The organism is Serratia sp. 121840015-1, from assembly GCF_053627655.1.
Genome location: NZ_JBSEYF010000001.1, coordinates 1,214,418 through 1,227,557, shown reverse-complemented (window position 1 = coordinate 1,227,557; position 13,140 = coordinate 1,214,418). Strand labels below are relative to the sequence as shown.

General features: G+C 58.2%; 15 protein-coding genes. All 15 read right to left on the bottom strand.

Annotated features, from left to right (window positions below; translation table 11 throughout):
* The 15 genes from ACUXAC_RS05970 to ACUXAC_RS05900 all read right to left on the bottom strand — a co-directional run bounded on the left by ACUXAC_RS05970 (position 1) and on the right by ACUXAC_RS05900 (position 13,001).
* Positions 1-651, bottom strand: coding sequence for a DNA transfer protein (locus ACUXAC_RS05970; protein ID WP_421115008.1), 651 nt, complete (start codon positions 649-651; stop codon positions 1-3).
* Positions 645-1,106 (bottom strand): DUF2824 family protein, encoded by a 462-nt coding sequence (locus ACUXAC_RS05965; RefSeq protein WP_049232926.1) that lies wholly within the window; start codon positions 1,104-1,106, stop codon positions 645-647. Before ACUXAC_RS05965 ends, ACUXAC_RS05970 begins: the two co-directional genes overlap by 7 nt.
* Positions 1,106-1,912, bottom strand: a complete 807-nt coding sequence (locus ACUXAC_RS05960) for a phage tail protein (RefSeq protein WP_421115007.1) — start codon at positions 1,910-1,912, stop codon at positions 1,106-1,108. Before ACUXAC_RS05960 ends, ACUXAC_RS05965 begins: the two co-directional genes overlap by 1 nt.
* Positions 1,912-3,333 carry a packaged DNA stabilization protein gene (locus ACUXAC_RS05955; RefSeq protein WP_421115006.1) on the bottom strand — a complete coding sequence of 474 codons (1,422 nt, stop codon included), beginning with the start codon at positions 3,331-3,333 and terminating at the stop codon, positions 1,912-1,914. The genes ACUXAC_RS05960 and ACUXAC_RS05955 overlap by 1 nt, the downstream gene beginning before the upstream one ends.
* The gene (locus tag ACUXAC_RS05950) at positions 3,311-3,814 is read right to left on the bottom strand and encodes a packaged DNA stabilization gp4 family protein (protein ID WP_454266563.1); all 504 of its coding nucleotides are present in this window, start codon (positions 3,812-3,814) and stop codon (positions 3,311-3,313) included. The genes ACUXAC_RS05955 and ACUXAC_RS05950 overlap by 23 nt, the downstream gene beginning before the upstream one ends.
* Before the next feature lie 19 nt (positions 3,815-3,833).
* Entirely contained in the window at positions 3,834-4,121 is a 288-nt protein-coding gene (locus ACUXAC_RS05945) for a hypothetical protein (protein ID WP_454266562.1), read from the bottom strand.
* Positions 4,122-4,169: 48 nt separating this feature from the next.
* On the bottom strand, positions 4,170-5,459 hold the full coding sequence (locus ACUXAC_RS05940; RefSeq protein WP_454266561.1) for a P22 phage major capsid protein family protein: 1,290 nt from the start codon (positions 5,457-5,459) through the stop codon (positions 4,170-4,172).
* Entirely contained in the window at positions 5,459-6,370 is a 912-nt protein-coding gene (locus ACUXAC_RS05935) for a scaffolding protein (protein ID WP_454266560.1), read from the bottom strand. Before ACUXAC_RS05935 ends, ACUXAC_RS05940 begins: the two co-directional genes overlap by 1 nt.
* 14 nt (positions 6,371-6,384) lie before the next feature.
* Positions 6,385-8,562, bottom strand: coding sequence for a portal protein (locus ACUXAC_RS05930; RefSeq protein ID WP_454266559.1), 2,178 nt, complete (start codon positions 8,560-8,562; stop codon positions 6,385-6,387).
* Positions 8,563-8,565: 3 nt separating this feature from the next.
* Positions 8,566-10,071: a terminase large subunit domain-containing protein gene (locus tag ACUXAC_RS05925; protein ID WP_454266558.1), complete on the bottom strand. Its 1,506-nt coding sequence runs from the start codon at positions 10,069-10,071 to the stop codon at positions 8,566-8,568.
* Positions 10,052-10,612 (bottom strand): terminase small subunit, encoded by a 561-nt coding sequence (locus tag ACUXAC_RS05920; RefSeq protein ID WP_454266557.1) that lies wholly within the window; start codon positions 10,610-10,612, stop codon positions 10,052-10,054. Before ACUXAC_RS05920 ends, ACUXAC_RS05925 begins: the two co-directional genes overlap by 20 nt.
* A 15-nt stretch (positions 10,613-10,627) precedes the next feature.
* The gene (locus tag ACUXAC_RS05915; RefSeq protein ID WP_454266556.1) at positions 10,628-11,077 is read right to left on the bottom strand and encodes a lysis protein; all 450 of its coding nucleotides are present in this window, start codon (positions 11,075-11,077) and stop codon (positions 10,628-10,630) included.
* Positions 11,074-11,685 carry a glycoside hydrolase family 19 protein gene (locus ACUXAC_RS05910; RefSeq protein WP_454266555.1) on the bottom strand — a complete coding sequence of 204 codons (612 nt, stop codon included), beginning with the start codon at positions 11,683-11,685 and terminating at the stop codon, positions 11,074-11,076. Before ACUXAC_RS05910 ends, ACUXAC_RS05915 begins: the two co-directional genes overlap by 4 nt.
* A gap of 5 nt (positions 11,686-11,690) precedes the next feature.
* On the bottom strand, positions 11,691-12,035 hold the full coding sequence (locus ACUXAC_RS05905) for a phage holin, lambda family (protein WP_013813177.1): 345 nt from the start codon (positions 12,033-12,035) through the stop codon (positions 11,691-11,693).
* A 552-nt stretch (positions 12,036-12,587) separates the two neighbouring features.
* Positions 12,588-13,001: an antiterminator Q family protein gene (locus ACUXAC_RS05900; protein ID WP_282389711.1), complete on the bottom strand. Its 414-nt coding sequence runs from the start codon at positions 12,999-13,001 to the stop codon at positions 12,588-12,590.
* Positions 13,002-13,140: the final 139 nt, after the last annotated feature.

Sequence of the window (13,140 nt, the reverse complement as noted above, 5' to 3'; positions counted from 1 at the left end):
TTAAAACAGTGAACCCAATGCGCCTATACCGCCGCCGATCGCAGCGCCCCACGGTCCACCAATTGCCATGCCCGCCGACGCGCCGGCCAAGCCGCCACCGAGGGCGTTCTGGAAGCCTGACGGCCGGTTAGCATTGGCAGCCGACAGCGCCGCTTGCTGCTGGAGCAGCTGCCCGGTGTTGTTCGCGTAGGATTGGCCTGCGTTGGCCTGCCCCTGTAGCGCTCCGAGGCCGATATTGGCAAGGTTCTGGTAGTTGTTCATCTGGCCTGTGAGCCAGTTCTGCCCCAGCATAGGGGCAATCGAAGCCAGCCCGTTTCCAGTGGCAGTGGAACCCAAGCCACCTGTTGCTTCAGCGGACGCCAATTGCTGGTAGCGGGCCTGATTCGACAGGTCTTTGAACTGGCCGGAGTTGTAGTATTCGTTCAGCGCTTGCTGCTGGCCGCCCAGCGATGAGAGATTTTGCAGTTGGCCGACATACTGCTGCGCCAGCGGCGTGAATGGCGCGAGGTTCTGCATGTTCGTTTGCCACATTTCGCGCTGCAGCGCAGTAGCCTCCCGATTAGCATCGGCCGCCGCGCCGGCGCCGTTATCGCCGCCTTTGCAGTACACTGCGCGATCACGGACTTTGTTCATGAGCTGGAAAATTAGCATTTTTGCATGTCCTCATACTGCGAACGAGTGAGCTGATACAGCGTGACGCCAACTGGCCGCCCTTCACTGAAATAGGCGTCTTTCAGGTGCCCCACGCGTGTGGCACCCAGCAGGCGGATGATCGCTCGACCGTATTTTGTTGAGTCCGGCACCATTGTGATGCTGTTCGTGAATGGCGAATTTGCCAGGAGCCAGCGGCAGAAAAGCCGGTGGCCGTCCAGCGCATACTTACCGCGAAAACCTGGGTCGTAGATGGCGTGGCACTCGACAACGCTTTGCCAGAACGTGCGCACCTCGTGCACCCCGACCAGCATCACCCCCTCATAAATGCCGAGGTAGACCGCATCGGGCTTGATGAAGTAGTGATCGCCATCGTCGACAATGTTGCCGGTGTTCGCCTGGTCGTTCAGAAACGCCTGCAACCGCACCGGGTTATCGATTAATTTAATTTCCATCAGTTAATCATCCCGTGAGTGCGCGCCATATCCTCCAGCGCTTTAATACGCTGGCACGCAGCTTTAAACGCGTCGGCCAAGGCCTGAACTTCAGCTTGCGAATAAGTGGCGCCGACGGTAAACGACTGGTCAGCATTAAACGCCCCTCTGTTCGCCGTACCGGTTGCGGCAGTCCAGCCGGTTTGGCGCGCGCCAAGTACTGGCAACCCCGCCACTTTGAACGACCCGCTGATGTTAACGTTGCCGCCAACCTGCAATTTATCCGTGGTAGGTGTTGCGACGTTGCCCACGAGGAACGAACCGCCGGTAGCCTGCACCGACTGGCTCGTTGAAACAGCCTTCGATACCGAGTTGGTTTCCAGAGTATTGATGTTGCTTTCAGCGGTATCCAGCCGGCTACCTTGGGCAGCCACTTCGTCCAGCAGATAATCGACATCCCCCTCGAGAGTCGTTATCCGCCCTTCGTGGTTCACGAGAGCCGCTTCGGCTGAAGTGATGCGCTCCTCGTGGTTGACAAGTTTGGCTTCGGCCGCATTCAACCGTATTTCGTGGTCAACGAGTTTTACTTCGGCCGCAGTGATGCGCGTCTCATGATTCGCCAGCACCAGATCCTGCTCGTCGTTTTTGATCTGTGCGTCCCATGCGCCCTGCCCGGCTTCGTTCGCTTTCCCGGCGACGTTGCCCAGATCGGTGCCTTGCTGAACGACATACAGCCGATAAGGCTGCGAGAAGATAGGTGGTAGCAGCGTTGCATCGATTCGCGTCATCTGTACCGTGACGGGTTTTGTGAGATTGTCATCAGCCACTATTCAATCCTCACCGAGCAGTCGCTCAGGGTTACCGGTGAGCGGGTGATCACGCGCACTTTAAAGCCTATGTTCTTTCGCACCCGTCCCATTCGGCGCCACAGTACGCGTTTGTCATAGGCAAACGGCGCATTGGCACCGATCATCTGTTCCCGGCCGTAGTTAGAGCCGTCGGCGGTTGAGGAAATAAACAACCGCTCTGCGTATTGCGAAACGCCTGTCGCCGCTTCGAGTTCGAAGTCGAATACGCGGGCGTTGTTGGCTTTGAACATGGGGGTGAACAGTAGGTGTTCGGTCTGTTTGTCGTACTGCGCCGAAGAATCGAACTGCAGAGCGCCGACAACCGGCTCCAGCTTGTCTCCGGTGGTGATCTGGTTGCCCTCGAACACGTAGTCGATCGCGCGATGCACATCGTCGAACAGTCCTGTTTTGAGGATGCACCACTGCGCGCCGTTCTGGCTGGCGGTCACGTCGTAGCACAACACGTGCCGCGGTAGATGGACGATAAGCAGCTCGTGGCCGTCAAAGCGAACAGTTTCAAGCACGCCGGTTGCCAGTTCTTCAGCCGTATAGCTGCGCAGCACTTTCTCCACAGTGGCTGTCGCGATCGTCGTAGGCTGCCCGCTGTTGATAAGATAAATCGACGGCGCCCCCGTTGACTGGTGGCTGATAAACGCGAAAGAATCCGCAAATTCGGTCTTGCAGTGCGTGCCGGCGATCCCCTTCTGCACCATCAGTGATGGCTGCGCAACGTAGATTGCAGACGCAGTGTCAGTGGCGCCCGTAAGCGAGAAATATTCAATGGTGCTGCTACCGAACATTACGACGAAATCGCGCCAGATACCGCAGCCGAGAATGCCGTCGGGTTGACTCTCGGCGCTGTAGAACGGACGGAACCGGTCGGGGTGCGATTCGTCCTCGAGATCGGTAACTCCGAAAGTCTGCGTCCCGTCTTTCACCCAAACGTAGCGACCGCGTGCGCGGCAAATATCGCGTACGCTGCCGATATCATATTGGGCGTAAGTTACGTCGCCGATTTGCGCGGGCCAATTTTGCAGGGTCTTGTTCGTTCCGTCGTAGCGATACAGCGTCATCGTTCCGTTAGCGGCCACCGCTTGGCTGGTCGCGCTGTGGGCCATGCTGACGCGCGCATTGCCAGGAACCTCGCCGCGCTCACCAGCGCCTTTGTACAGCTTGCCGCCCGCAACGCGATACACGATATTTTCAGCCTTATTGAACTGCACCCCGCGTGAGATGCCCGCCACGTCTGCTTTTTTCGCCACTCCAGGGAATGAGCGAAGATAACCGGCGGCATTCAGCACTTCTTTCGGCGTCGCCAGCATATTTACCGGCAGCAGGTCAACATAATCGGCGTTGTGGTAGTCCTTACCGAGACCTTTAGCCAGTGGAAGAGTCGGCATCGTCGTCTCCTTTGCGATGGAAATAGTGGTGGCCGTTGTAGGTCGGGATCCGGTTACCGGAGCCGATAGGCATTCGGTTGGGGTAGCCGGCTTCGCGATAGACTTTTTTCGCACGCTTCAGCGCAGAGGACTTGACAAGTAGCTCTTTGCCGTAGCGCGCGGTTGTCACTACTTTCGCCAGTGGCTCGATCTCATAATCGGGCGCGATGCGCAGCGCCAGGTTGTGATACACCGCGCTGAGATGCGCGGTTTTCAGTCCATGATCGTCGCCATCCATCGCCGGTTCGCCGTCGGCAGCAAACTGATAGCCGATATCAATACCCACCGCCGGATCCTCGCGCCACTCGGCCATCATCATTTCGAGGTCGTTCACGCCATCTTCAACAGATTGCGGTTCGACGTCGGTCAGCGTGGCGTTGGAGGCGATGCCGATTTTTCGCAGCGCGGCGAGCACCAGATCGCCTTTTGTGGTCAGGTTCATGGTCACCGCCTACCAGTGATTAAACGAATTCGTCTGCGTCTTCAGACGGGTTTTTACCTTTACGCTGCTTCTTAGCCGGCTCTGGCTCTGGCTCTGGCTCTGGCTCTGGCTCTGGCTCTGGCTCTGGCTCTGGCTCTGGCTCTGGCTCTGGCTCTGGCTCTGGCTCTGGCTCAAAAAGTTTTGACGGGTGATCCAGCCAGCCTTCCGCCAGGTGGGCTTCCAGTTCGTCGGCCTCGATCACTTTTACGTGGGCTTTTAAACCCCACACCAGCGTGTCACCGCCGCGTTTGTAGATCATCTGGGACATGGTCAATCCTCAACAAAGAAAAAGGGGCCGAAGCCCCTTTTCAGTTGGTTAAGCGGTCTGGTTGGCCAGGCCGACGCCGATCGCTTCCGGTCGTACCGCGCACGCGGCATACCACAGCGCGATACGGCACTTGCCGGTTAAGGTCGAAATATCACCCTGCGTCGCGAAGATCCCGTTCAGGCCGACGCCAGGGATGGCGAACGACTGGGTTTTCATGCCCGCGAACAGTTCGTGGTTAGCCGGGATCGGTTGTGATACCAGGCGAATGGAATCATCTGCCCAGAACACGTTCGTTTCCGCGGTTTTCACGTTCAGGATGTTCACCGCCATAGTATTGGCCAGCGAGGTGTTGACATTCGCATAGGCGCGTTCTTCAGGGGTCAACGCGGTATCGTCCAGCGCAATTGGCTTAGGCGCAATTGTCACGTTGGCGCCGTTCACCGCAACCACTGTGAAAGTGGCGTCGTGAGTAAGCACGTTTTTCGCCATCTGCGACAAATACTTAACGCCAGCAAAGCTGATCTTGTCACCGCGCTTCAAGCCAGTGCCTGCGCTCAAAGTGACGGTAGCTACGCGGTTATCGACGTTTTCCTTGTTGCCGTCGGCATCCAGGCGCCACGCTTCTGGTTTGAACTTCTGCGCTCCGGATACGGTCAACCCGGTCGCCGTAGATGCCGCCAGGGTTGGCAGTTTAGGAGAGCGCAACACGTCATCGAAACCAGCTACTTGCCGCTGAATGCTGCCATTTTTATAGGCATCTTCAGGGATGCGGCCGAAAATATCGCGGTTGATCAGGTCATGACCTGCACGCTTGTAGTCGCCGGGGTTGAAGAAGTAGGACAGACCCGCATCGCGATTGAGTTCACGAGCAAACATGATCTCTTCTGCATCCGCGACGAAATCCCAGCCACTACCGGTTGCAGTGCCGATCGGTTGCGGGTTGGTGACAACCAGCGAGCCCATATCAACTGCCTGCTGCGCAATCGCCTTTTCGACGTTGTTCGCCAGCTTTTTGGCTGATGCCTGGATGCGGCGGCGATAAGAGCGTTCATCACGCAGATCGTCGGCACGCAGTTGGAAAAAGTCGTTGTCCGGGTCGCCCATGTTGCACTTCACGGACAATTCCAGTACGCCAGTGGCTTTGTCGGTCAGGTCCCAACCGCTTTGGGTCGGTGCTTCCTGCTCAACTGGCAGCCAGAAGGTGTTGCCGGAGCGCTGCATAGATGGCGCCGCAGGGGCGTATTTGTTGGTCTTTTGCGCCATTGGCGTCAGGTTTTCTACGGTTTCGACAATCTCGTCTACCGCATAGGTGATCATTTGACCTTCGTTAAGAGCCATTATTTGAGTTCCTTAAGCTTTTGTTTGAGCATGCGGTAAGTCGCGGTGTCGCCTTTGTTGGCGGCAGCTTCCATTTGTTTCTGGAGCGAATCTCGGTTAGCAGCAGCGGCCTGGCCCTGCACAGGCTCGTCAACCGCCGGCGCGCCGGAGATTTGCTTACCGCGTGGTTTGAGAGTTAAACGATCTGACAGGCGAGTCAGCTCGATGATGGCCTGCGTTTGCGGCAGGCTCAGGATGTCGCGCGCCTTCTCTGGGTTTGCGCCCAGGTGGTAGAAAATCGCTGCGGATTTTTCGGGGAACAACGCCATGATCTCCGCATCGATGCCCGGAGCGAGCATCGAGCGGAAAGCGTCCTCTTTCGCCTGATAATCCGGCAGGTTGAGTTTTTCGGCCGCGTCGTAATGTTTACGGGCTGCATCCACATAAACGGCTGACTGCTGCGTGAACGCCTGAGTTTTCTTGCCCTGTTCGGCTACTGCATTACTGCGGGCGTCCTGCGCTTTCATCAGCCACTCGGTATTAGCGGCGTTGAAGGCGGCAAGCGCTCGGCTCTGGTCGTAATCGTATTTGGCAAGGCCGTCGTCGGACAGATATTGGTTGATATCCGGCTGCGCCGGCAGCTCAGGCGCCACGCGCAGGTTATCCGGCAGTTCGCCACGGCTCACCGCTTCCATCTGCTGCTCAAGCTCGCGTTGACGCTTGCGCTCGATGCGTTTGGCGGCGAAATGGGCGTTTGTCGCTGGATCCTGCTTAGGTTTGGTCTCATCGTCGTTCAGGACAATATCGAAGCCGCTCTCCTGGCCTTCGCTGCCGTTGGCATTATCGATCAGCTGGCCTTCAACAGGTGCCGCCTGCTGAGTGCTGGACAGGGTTTGGCCTTCAGTTGCCTGAATTTCGGTGGTGTCGGTCATGATTTAATCTCTCGCTATTGAGGAATCTCGGCTGCTCCGCCGGAGGGTTGATTTGCTTGCCGCAGCAGATTGGTTAAATCCATGCGGCGGGAATGGAGTTGGCCTTGCCCTTTGAGGACAAGCTCAGCGTCAGCGCGGGCACTGTCGCCCTGCTTCGTCTGGAAATCGCCGAGCAGTTTCAGCGCGGCGATCACATCGTTTTTCTTGGTGCTGTCGGCGGAAGCCAGGATCTCAACCACACGAGCGGCCGAGACCTGCGCCTCGGTCTGCGCTTTGAACGCATCGACCTGGATTTTAGCCTGGTCGTTCTGCGCTCTCTGCAGGTCTGCCTGCCCCTGCAGCAGCACACCCTGCGCCTGCACCATTGCGGCGTCCGGCTGGCCTTGTTGCTGTTGAGCCTGCATCACCGCCTGCTGTTCTTCTTCCGTCTCTGGCTGTTTAAGGCCCATCAGCACCAGCTGCTTATTTGCATACTCGCGCATGATCTCGACGCCCTTGCCATCCAGCAACGTGAAGTACTGCAGGAGCAGCATCTGGAACTCAGGCGTGCCCTGCGGCACTTTGCCGAGCAGGTCGAGGATCTCCGCCCGGTTCTGCGACTTCATGCTCTGGAACGACGGCCCAGTGTCGGTGTAGGTTTCATACCGGCCGCGAATGTCGTTAAGCGTGACCACCTCACCGGTCTGATAGTCCACAACCTGCGTCAGCAGCTGCACGTCCTTTTCGCTGCCGTCAGGGAGCGTCATCAGCACCGTGCGCGGCACGTCGTAGAGGTCATTGACCATCGCGGCGTAAACCTCACCATCGCGGCGCATCGCCGTCGCGAGGTTGTCCTGGAACACGTAGGTTTCCAGATCAGCGCGCATGTTCAACTGGTTGACCGTGTCAAAGGCCACGTTACCGCCGGCAGCCTCAGTGTCGACGCCGAGCGTCGCGACCTCTTTCACAGCGTTGGTCGCAGCCTCGAGCATATACGCGTTGGCCTGCGGCACCTCCGGGTTGTCCATGTAGCCGAGAGGCTGCGGCGGGATGTCGCCGCCGTTTTCATCGGTTCGGTTCAACAGGTAGTAAGGGAAATCATCCTGCCCGCTGTACATGTACTCGTACCCGGCGATCTGCTCCGGCCAGAAGAATGGTTTTTTCTTTGGAGTCCGCGCGACAATGTCCGCGTTGAACGACATGATCATGTTGCGCAGGCGCTGACCGTCTTTTGTCAGCCGGACGACGCCCTCGTAAACCTCTTTGTCGCCCGCAAACCCCCACTCCCCGTAAACAGGGATGATCGGCAGATGTTCACCGGCGATCAGCTCGCGGTCCTTCAAAATGCATGAGGAGGTGATCACGGTTTTATATACGCGGCGACGCTTCACCTTGCGTTCTGCAATCTTCCGCAGGCCGCGCTCGGCGAGGTCGTCGATCACATTCGCGATGTCGCGCTTGAAGTAGCTCACCGGTTCGCCTGTCAGCGGATCCTGATAGATGAACGCAGTTTCCTTCTTTTCCTCGACCTCGTAATACTCGCCGACGTAAACCACATCCTTAGTCAGCCACGGGAAAAGCCATGTCTGGTCAGGATTCTGGAAGTCGGGAATATCGTCGGGGTCGAAACCGTTCTCCTCGGCGTAGCTCTTCCAGCCGTCCATGCTCATAGCGTTGATAACCGTCACGTGCTTGGCGTCGCTCTTATCCATCTGCTTGGCGTTGCTGTCCCAGATGACGTGTGAGGACGCCTCGTGGATCGGCAGCCGGCGGATAATCTGGTTATTGCTGGTCGGGTCCTGATCTTCGTAATCGGTGACCAGGCGCCAGGCGCCGACGCCCGCCTCGATCTGTTCGCGCACGGCCACGTTAACGGCAATTTTTGCCGTGTTATGGCGCATGTCGGTGCGATACATGCCCATCAGCACGTCGGCCGCGTTCGGGTCGGCGCTGTCTTTAGGGCGGTAAAGCACATCGATCGGGTTCTGGCGCATTTCTGCAACCAGCTTGCGCACTACCGGGCGGACAACGTCGAATTGCCCGCGGTATTGCAGCGTTGTGTATTGGCTCAGCCAGTCATCCCACTGCGACACTCGCGAAAAATACAGGTCGTTGGTCGCTTCGGTTCTGGCTTCGTCGCTTGACATCCAATCCCGATCGAAGATCGTCAGGATGGTTTGCAGCCTGTCCTGCTGCTTGTCGTTGTCAGCCATCATCTACCTCGTGGGACGTTGGATCGGCCGAATTGGCGCTGGGATTTTTTTCTCTTTAGGTGTTCTGATATCGCGCATCATCCGCGCGAATCGGCGCATCATGTAGGCGTAACGCACAGCATCAATGACGTCGTCGTTTGTCTTCGAGATCTTGCCGTTCTCGTCCCTGTGGTAGAGCCGGAACTCTTCGAAGAAAGGCTCGCAGGTGTTGAATACCCGGAAGCGGCCTTCCAGCATGAGATCTCGAAGTTCAGTAAGGCCGGATTCGACAGAGTTACCGCCCTCGGCAAAGGTTGCGTGCTCCTTCAGCATCAGGAAACCTGCGTCGGCATACTGCGTTTTAAGCTGTGCCCCGCCGCCTTTTTCGTGCTGATGCCCGTCGTGCGGCCACGCCACAGGAATGCGTGCTGACCACGATTTAACGGCGCTCCAGGCTTCCGTCGCCGTCTTCTCGCTTTTCTTCCACACGCGTGCCAGATAGAAGACATCTTCGTCTTTGTCCCACCAGAGCTGCACATGCGCCTGCGGGTGATCCCAACCAAAGTCCTGCCCGTTGATGACGTAGAAGTGCCCTGGGCATTCAAACGGCTGGCACTTGATGGTTTCTTCAGGGATCTGGAATATTCGCCCGCTACCCATCGTCGGGATGCCCTTGGCTCGCGCTTCACGCTCGTGCTCCGGGTACGATTCGATGATCCGCTCGCGCTCGGCGTCGGTGTAGTGCTCGGCATCGTGAATGGTCATGGTGACCACTTTCTGCGCCTTGCTCGGGTTCTTGATGAATTTCTCAACAACCTGCGACATACCCATCAGCGGGGTGAATGTCAGCAGCGAGAACTGCCCGTATTTGTTGGTACGGGTCAGGCCTTCGGAATAAATCGCATACGGCGGTTCTTCGTCGAACCAGACGCCGTGCACCGTGTCACCTTGCCAGCGCTGGCGCCCTTGCGAGTACGGTTTGAAGTAGCAGATGGACATGCCATCTTCGACGCCGTTCGGCGCGTGGTGGCGTACCAGCAGGTGATCGACCAGGTTCGGGTAGAACGGCGATTTTTTCCAGCTGATGATGTCTTCTTTCGGGAGCAGGCCATAGCCTGGCTCGTCGTTCTCTTCAATTCGGCCGCAGAGAATGCGCTGGGTGGTTTTGGTGACGGTTTCGTTGGTCTCGCCACCTACCCAGAACACCACCGGCTCGTTGAACCGGCGGCCTTGCCAGCTGCCGGCATAGGCGCCGTCCTTGGGGTAGCCCGTACTACCCGGATATCGTCCGGTGAGATGGAACGACACCTCGGCGCCACCGGTGAAGGATTTGCCCAACTGGTTGCCGGCCATGAAACAGCGCTCGGTGTAGTCGCCGCCAGCGTCCAGAAACTCGCGCTGCTTAGTGTATGGGCTGTACTCGTAGAGCAGATGCGTGCGGCGATACTCGTCTTCCTCTTCCAACAATGCGAGCAGTTCGGCCTGCTCCTCGTCGGTCAGGTCGTCGATGTCAATCGCTGCGTCTACCACGGCTTAGCAACTCCTTAATGCGGGACTGGCGTACCTCGCGATTAGCCGGCGGGGTAACGTCCTCAGTCTCGATCTTGTCTTTGAAGGCCTGCACGCTGATATGTTTGCCGATCAGCTCAAGGTTGCGCACTTTGTCAGGCCACTTGATTTTCTTCAGTAAACCTACCATTTCACGGTCTTCACCGCGGCCCTCGAACATTTCGGCCAGGTCGAAGCCGCTGAGATAGCGGCGCCAGGCTGCCGGCCAGTCCACGATCGGCTTGATGCTGCCGTCGTTGTTGAAGATGTCCGCCGCGTCCATCTGGTCGATCTCCACCAGGCGCAGCAGCACGTAATTGGCATCGATGCCCAGCTGCGAAATGCGTTCGCGCTTCAGCTCGTCGATGCGTGCGAGGACTTCTGGCTCTTTCAGCAGGCGCGGACCGATATTGCAGGCCGAACGGGCGCTATACCCTGCCCGCTCAGCCGCCGGTGCTGCTTTCAGATCGATGATGTATTCGCGGCAAAAAAGCTCTTTTTTTGGGTTGAGTCTTTTTGCCATGATTCCTTCCTATGGTTAGGGGTCCGCCAGGCACACGTTGCGGATGTAGTCCTGCAGGCCTGCTATTTGGCTGCGGGCGGTTTCGATTCGCTCTCGGAGGCGGAAATAATCCCGCTCAGCGGCGTCAGTAAGTCGGGGGCCGGTTGCATTAGCCACGCCGGCGGCGCCGGTGGTTGGGCACGTGGCGGCGAGCTGCAGCTTGCGAGCGCCAGCGTCAACAGCGCGCCGCAGAGCATCGATTTGATTCTTGGCATCGTTCAGTTCCTGGGTGCGGTGTTCGTCGATGGCAGCCACTGCGCGCTGTGTGCCGTTCTGCCAGTCGAGCTGACTGGCCAGCTGGCTGTTGGCCGTTTGCAATTTGTCGCGCTCGTGGCGCAGCGCCTGATTGCTATACGCGAAATACGCCAGCAGGCTGAGCACCACGGCCACGATAGCGGCCTGCCAATGCGGTAGCGGCCATTTCATGCGAGCACCGCAATAGCGCGGTTGTAGCGCGCTGTGCGCTGGTCGAGAGCATGCAGCGCTGGGTTGATGCGCCGGGTGGCTTCGCGGACATCGGCCGCCACCTGGTTGATATTGCGCGATTGCCAATACCAGCCCGCCGAGCGAGCGGCGTTCACATCGACCGTCAGCAGATCGGGATTGGCGACCAAGTCAAGGCCCAGCGCTTTGCCGCATGCTTTGTGGTTGTCAAGGAAGGTGACCTGGATCAGGCCGTGGCCGCGGAATTTCCAGCCGTCTCCCGGTAGCTTGTTGCCGTAGCGCCCCTGGTAAACCAGGTTGGCGATCGCCTCCTGCCGCGCCGGGTGATCTGCTGTACGGCCGAGCATCGCGGCCTGGTCATGGCTGATGCGGTTACCGAACGTTGTCAGCAGCGCCGCCGGCGTGTAGTTGAACGACTCGGCCAGACGGGTGAAGCCCTGCGACTCGTGACCGGTCTGGGCAATGAACATCGCCTGCTGCACCGGTGTTGTGATGCCGAACTCAGCCATAGCGGCGGTGATCGGCTTGAACCAGCGCGCTGCCAGTTCGGCGCTAATACCAGCCGCCTGTTGGAATTGGTCTTGTGTCATGGTGATTACGCCTGCGGTTTGCTGTTGTCGTCGCTGACGCCGAAGCGCTGGTTCAGCACGCGGATCAGAACGCCGCGCACCTTCTCAACGCCGATGAAGCCAATGGCGCCGCCCAGGGCGATAGTCGCCGCCGGAGGTAAGCCGATAAGCCCCATGCATGACGCCGCTGTCAAAGTCAGCGCGCCGCAGAGCGCGCCTTCAAGCAGCATCTGGCGCCAGCCGCCGCCAGTATAGGCAACGCGCAGAATGGTGATCGTGATCGACATAAGCACACCCCCGATAGGCGTTTCTCCGCGCCACCAGGACTGCAGCAGCTCGATCCAGTCGGGCCAGCTGTGAGGGTTGTTCATTTTCATGCCCCTCCCCCTGCCGGCGCGCGGCCAGCTCGGCGGGTTCCAGAAACGAAAAAGCCCCGGCGGGTAGCCAGGGCTGTGAATGGGTTGGCGGCAAGTAACGGAATCGAACCGTCAAGCGTGAGCCCCAATTTGCACACGCCACGCCTTGTGAACCTGCCAATATTTTCAATGCGGAGCGCCATCCACCAAGGCGCCGACACCAACCCCTACGTTGCTTCGGGACACGAAGTTATTCGGATGGCGCTCGGCATTGAAAATTATCGATTTCGGGGCCTATTTAACATAATGAACCTTACGCGCACCGCCGTAACAGCACTCACCGCGCGTTCGTGGCGAGCTGCGTGTTTTGTGCAATCTTCCGGGCAATACGGCGGAAAACGGACTGCATAAATCGTGCATAAAACAGGGTGCATTTTGCATAGCCGACTTTATGGCTGAAACGGCTATTTTGAGAGGTTTTCTGGTTTTGGGCGCCAGAAACGACAAGGCCCCGCCGAAGCGAGGCCGTGTTTCACGAGGTCGGTGTGCATATACAACTCTTGCACGTTATCTGTATAGCATAGGATTCTGGGCGCCCGCAAGTATTTTTGTTTCAACCACTTCCGGATCCATATCCAGCGGCAGGTCGAGCATCGCCAGGCACCCTTCTACAAAGTCCTCTGCGGCCTGCAGGCGCTGCCGCACGAACAACCGGGATGCGCCAGTAGCGTCGGCAATGTCGCGCTGCGGCATGCGGGCTATGTAGCGCAGGCCGAGCATCAAAATCTCATCCTCCTGGCGCACGGTCTTCAACTTGGCGATGCAGCCGTCGATCATCAGTCCGTCGTCATCGCTGCACGATTTGCCGCCCCCTGCCATCGGAAGGCGCGCTGGCGTGACGGACATCGACGGCCAGTCCACCGACGTGCATTTTTCCTCGCTGATTGCCCAGCGGCCCCACCGCTCTAGAACTTCTTGCATATTTCTGCGCATTCGTTGTGACCTCATCAAACTTAATCTTTTTTGCAACTTCGCCCGCCGCGCTGTGCCGGTTGTTGTGGCACGCGCCGCGAACCGCTATTTGTTCGTTGTAACTTGCGAAAAATTACAAATTCTCCCC

Bases quoted from the DNA above. Each gene is read 5' to 3' on its own strand.
- ACUXAC_RS05970 (WP_421115008.1), bottom strand. From the start codon at position 651: ATGCTAATTTTCCAGCTCATGAACAAAGTCCGTGATCGCGCAGTGTAC.
- ACUXAC_RS05965 (WP_049232926.1), bottom strand. From the start codon at position 1,106: ATGGAAATTAAATTAATCGATAACCCGGTGCGGTTGCAGGCGTTTCTG.
- ACUXAC_RS05955 (WP_421115006.1), bottom strand. From the start codon at position 3,333: ATGCCGACTCTTCCACTGGCTAAAGGTCTCGGTAAGGACTACCACAAC.
- ACUXAC_RS05950 (WP_454266563.1), bottom strand. From the start codon at position 3,814: ATGAACCTGACCACAAAAGGCGATCTGGTGCTCGCCGCGCTGCGAAAA.
- ACUXAC_RS05945 (WP_454266562.1), bottom strand. From the start codon at position 4,121: ATGTCCCAGATGATCTACAAACGCGGCGGTGACACGCTGGTGTGGGGT.
- ACUXAC_RS05940 (WP_454266561.1), bottom strand. From the start codon at position 5,459: ATGGCTCTTAACGAAGGTCAAATGATCACCTATGCGGTAGACGAGATT.
- ACUXAC_RS05935 (WP_454266560.1), bottom strand. From the start codon at position 6,370: ATGACCGACACCACCGAAATTCAGGCAACTGAAGGCCAAACCCTGTCC.
- ACUXAC_RS05930 (WP_454266559.1), bottom strand. From the start codon at position 8,562: ATGGCTGACAACGACAAGCAGCAGGACAGGCTGCAAACCATCCTGACG.
- ACUXAC_RS05920 (WP_454266557.1), bottom strand. From the start codon at position 10,612: ATGGCAAAAAGACTCAACCCAAAAAAAGAGCTTTTTTGCCGCGAATAC.
- ACUXAC_RS05915 (WP_454266556.1), bottom strand. From the start codon at position 11,077: ATGAAATGGCCGCTACCGCATTGGCAGGCCGCTATCGTGGCCGTGGTG.
- ACUXAC_RS05910 (WP_454266555.1), bottom strand. From the start codon at position 11,685: ATGACACAAGACCAATTCCAACAGGCGGCTGGTATTAGCGCCGAACTG.
- ACUXAC_RS05905 (WP_013813177.1), bottom strand. From the start codon at position 12,035: ATGAACAACCCTCACAGCTGGCCCGACTGGATCGAGCTGCTGCAGTCC.
- ACUXAC_RS05900 (WP_282389711.1), bottom strand. From the start codon at position 13,001: ATGCAAGAAGTTCTAGAGCGGTGGGGCCGCTGGGCAATCAGCGAGGAA.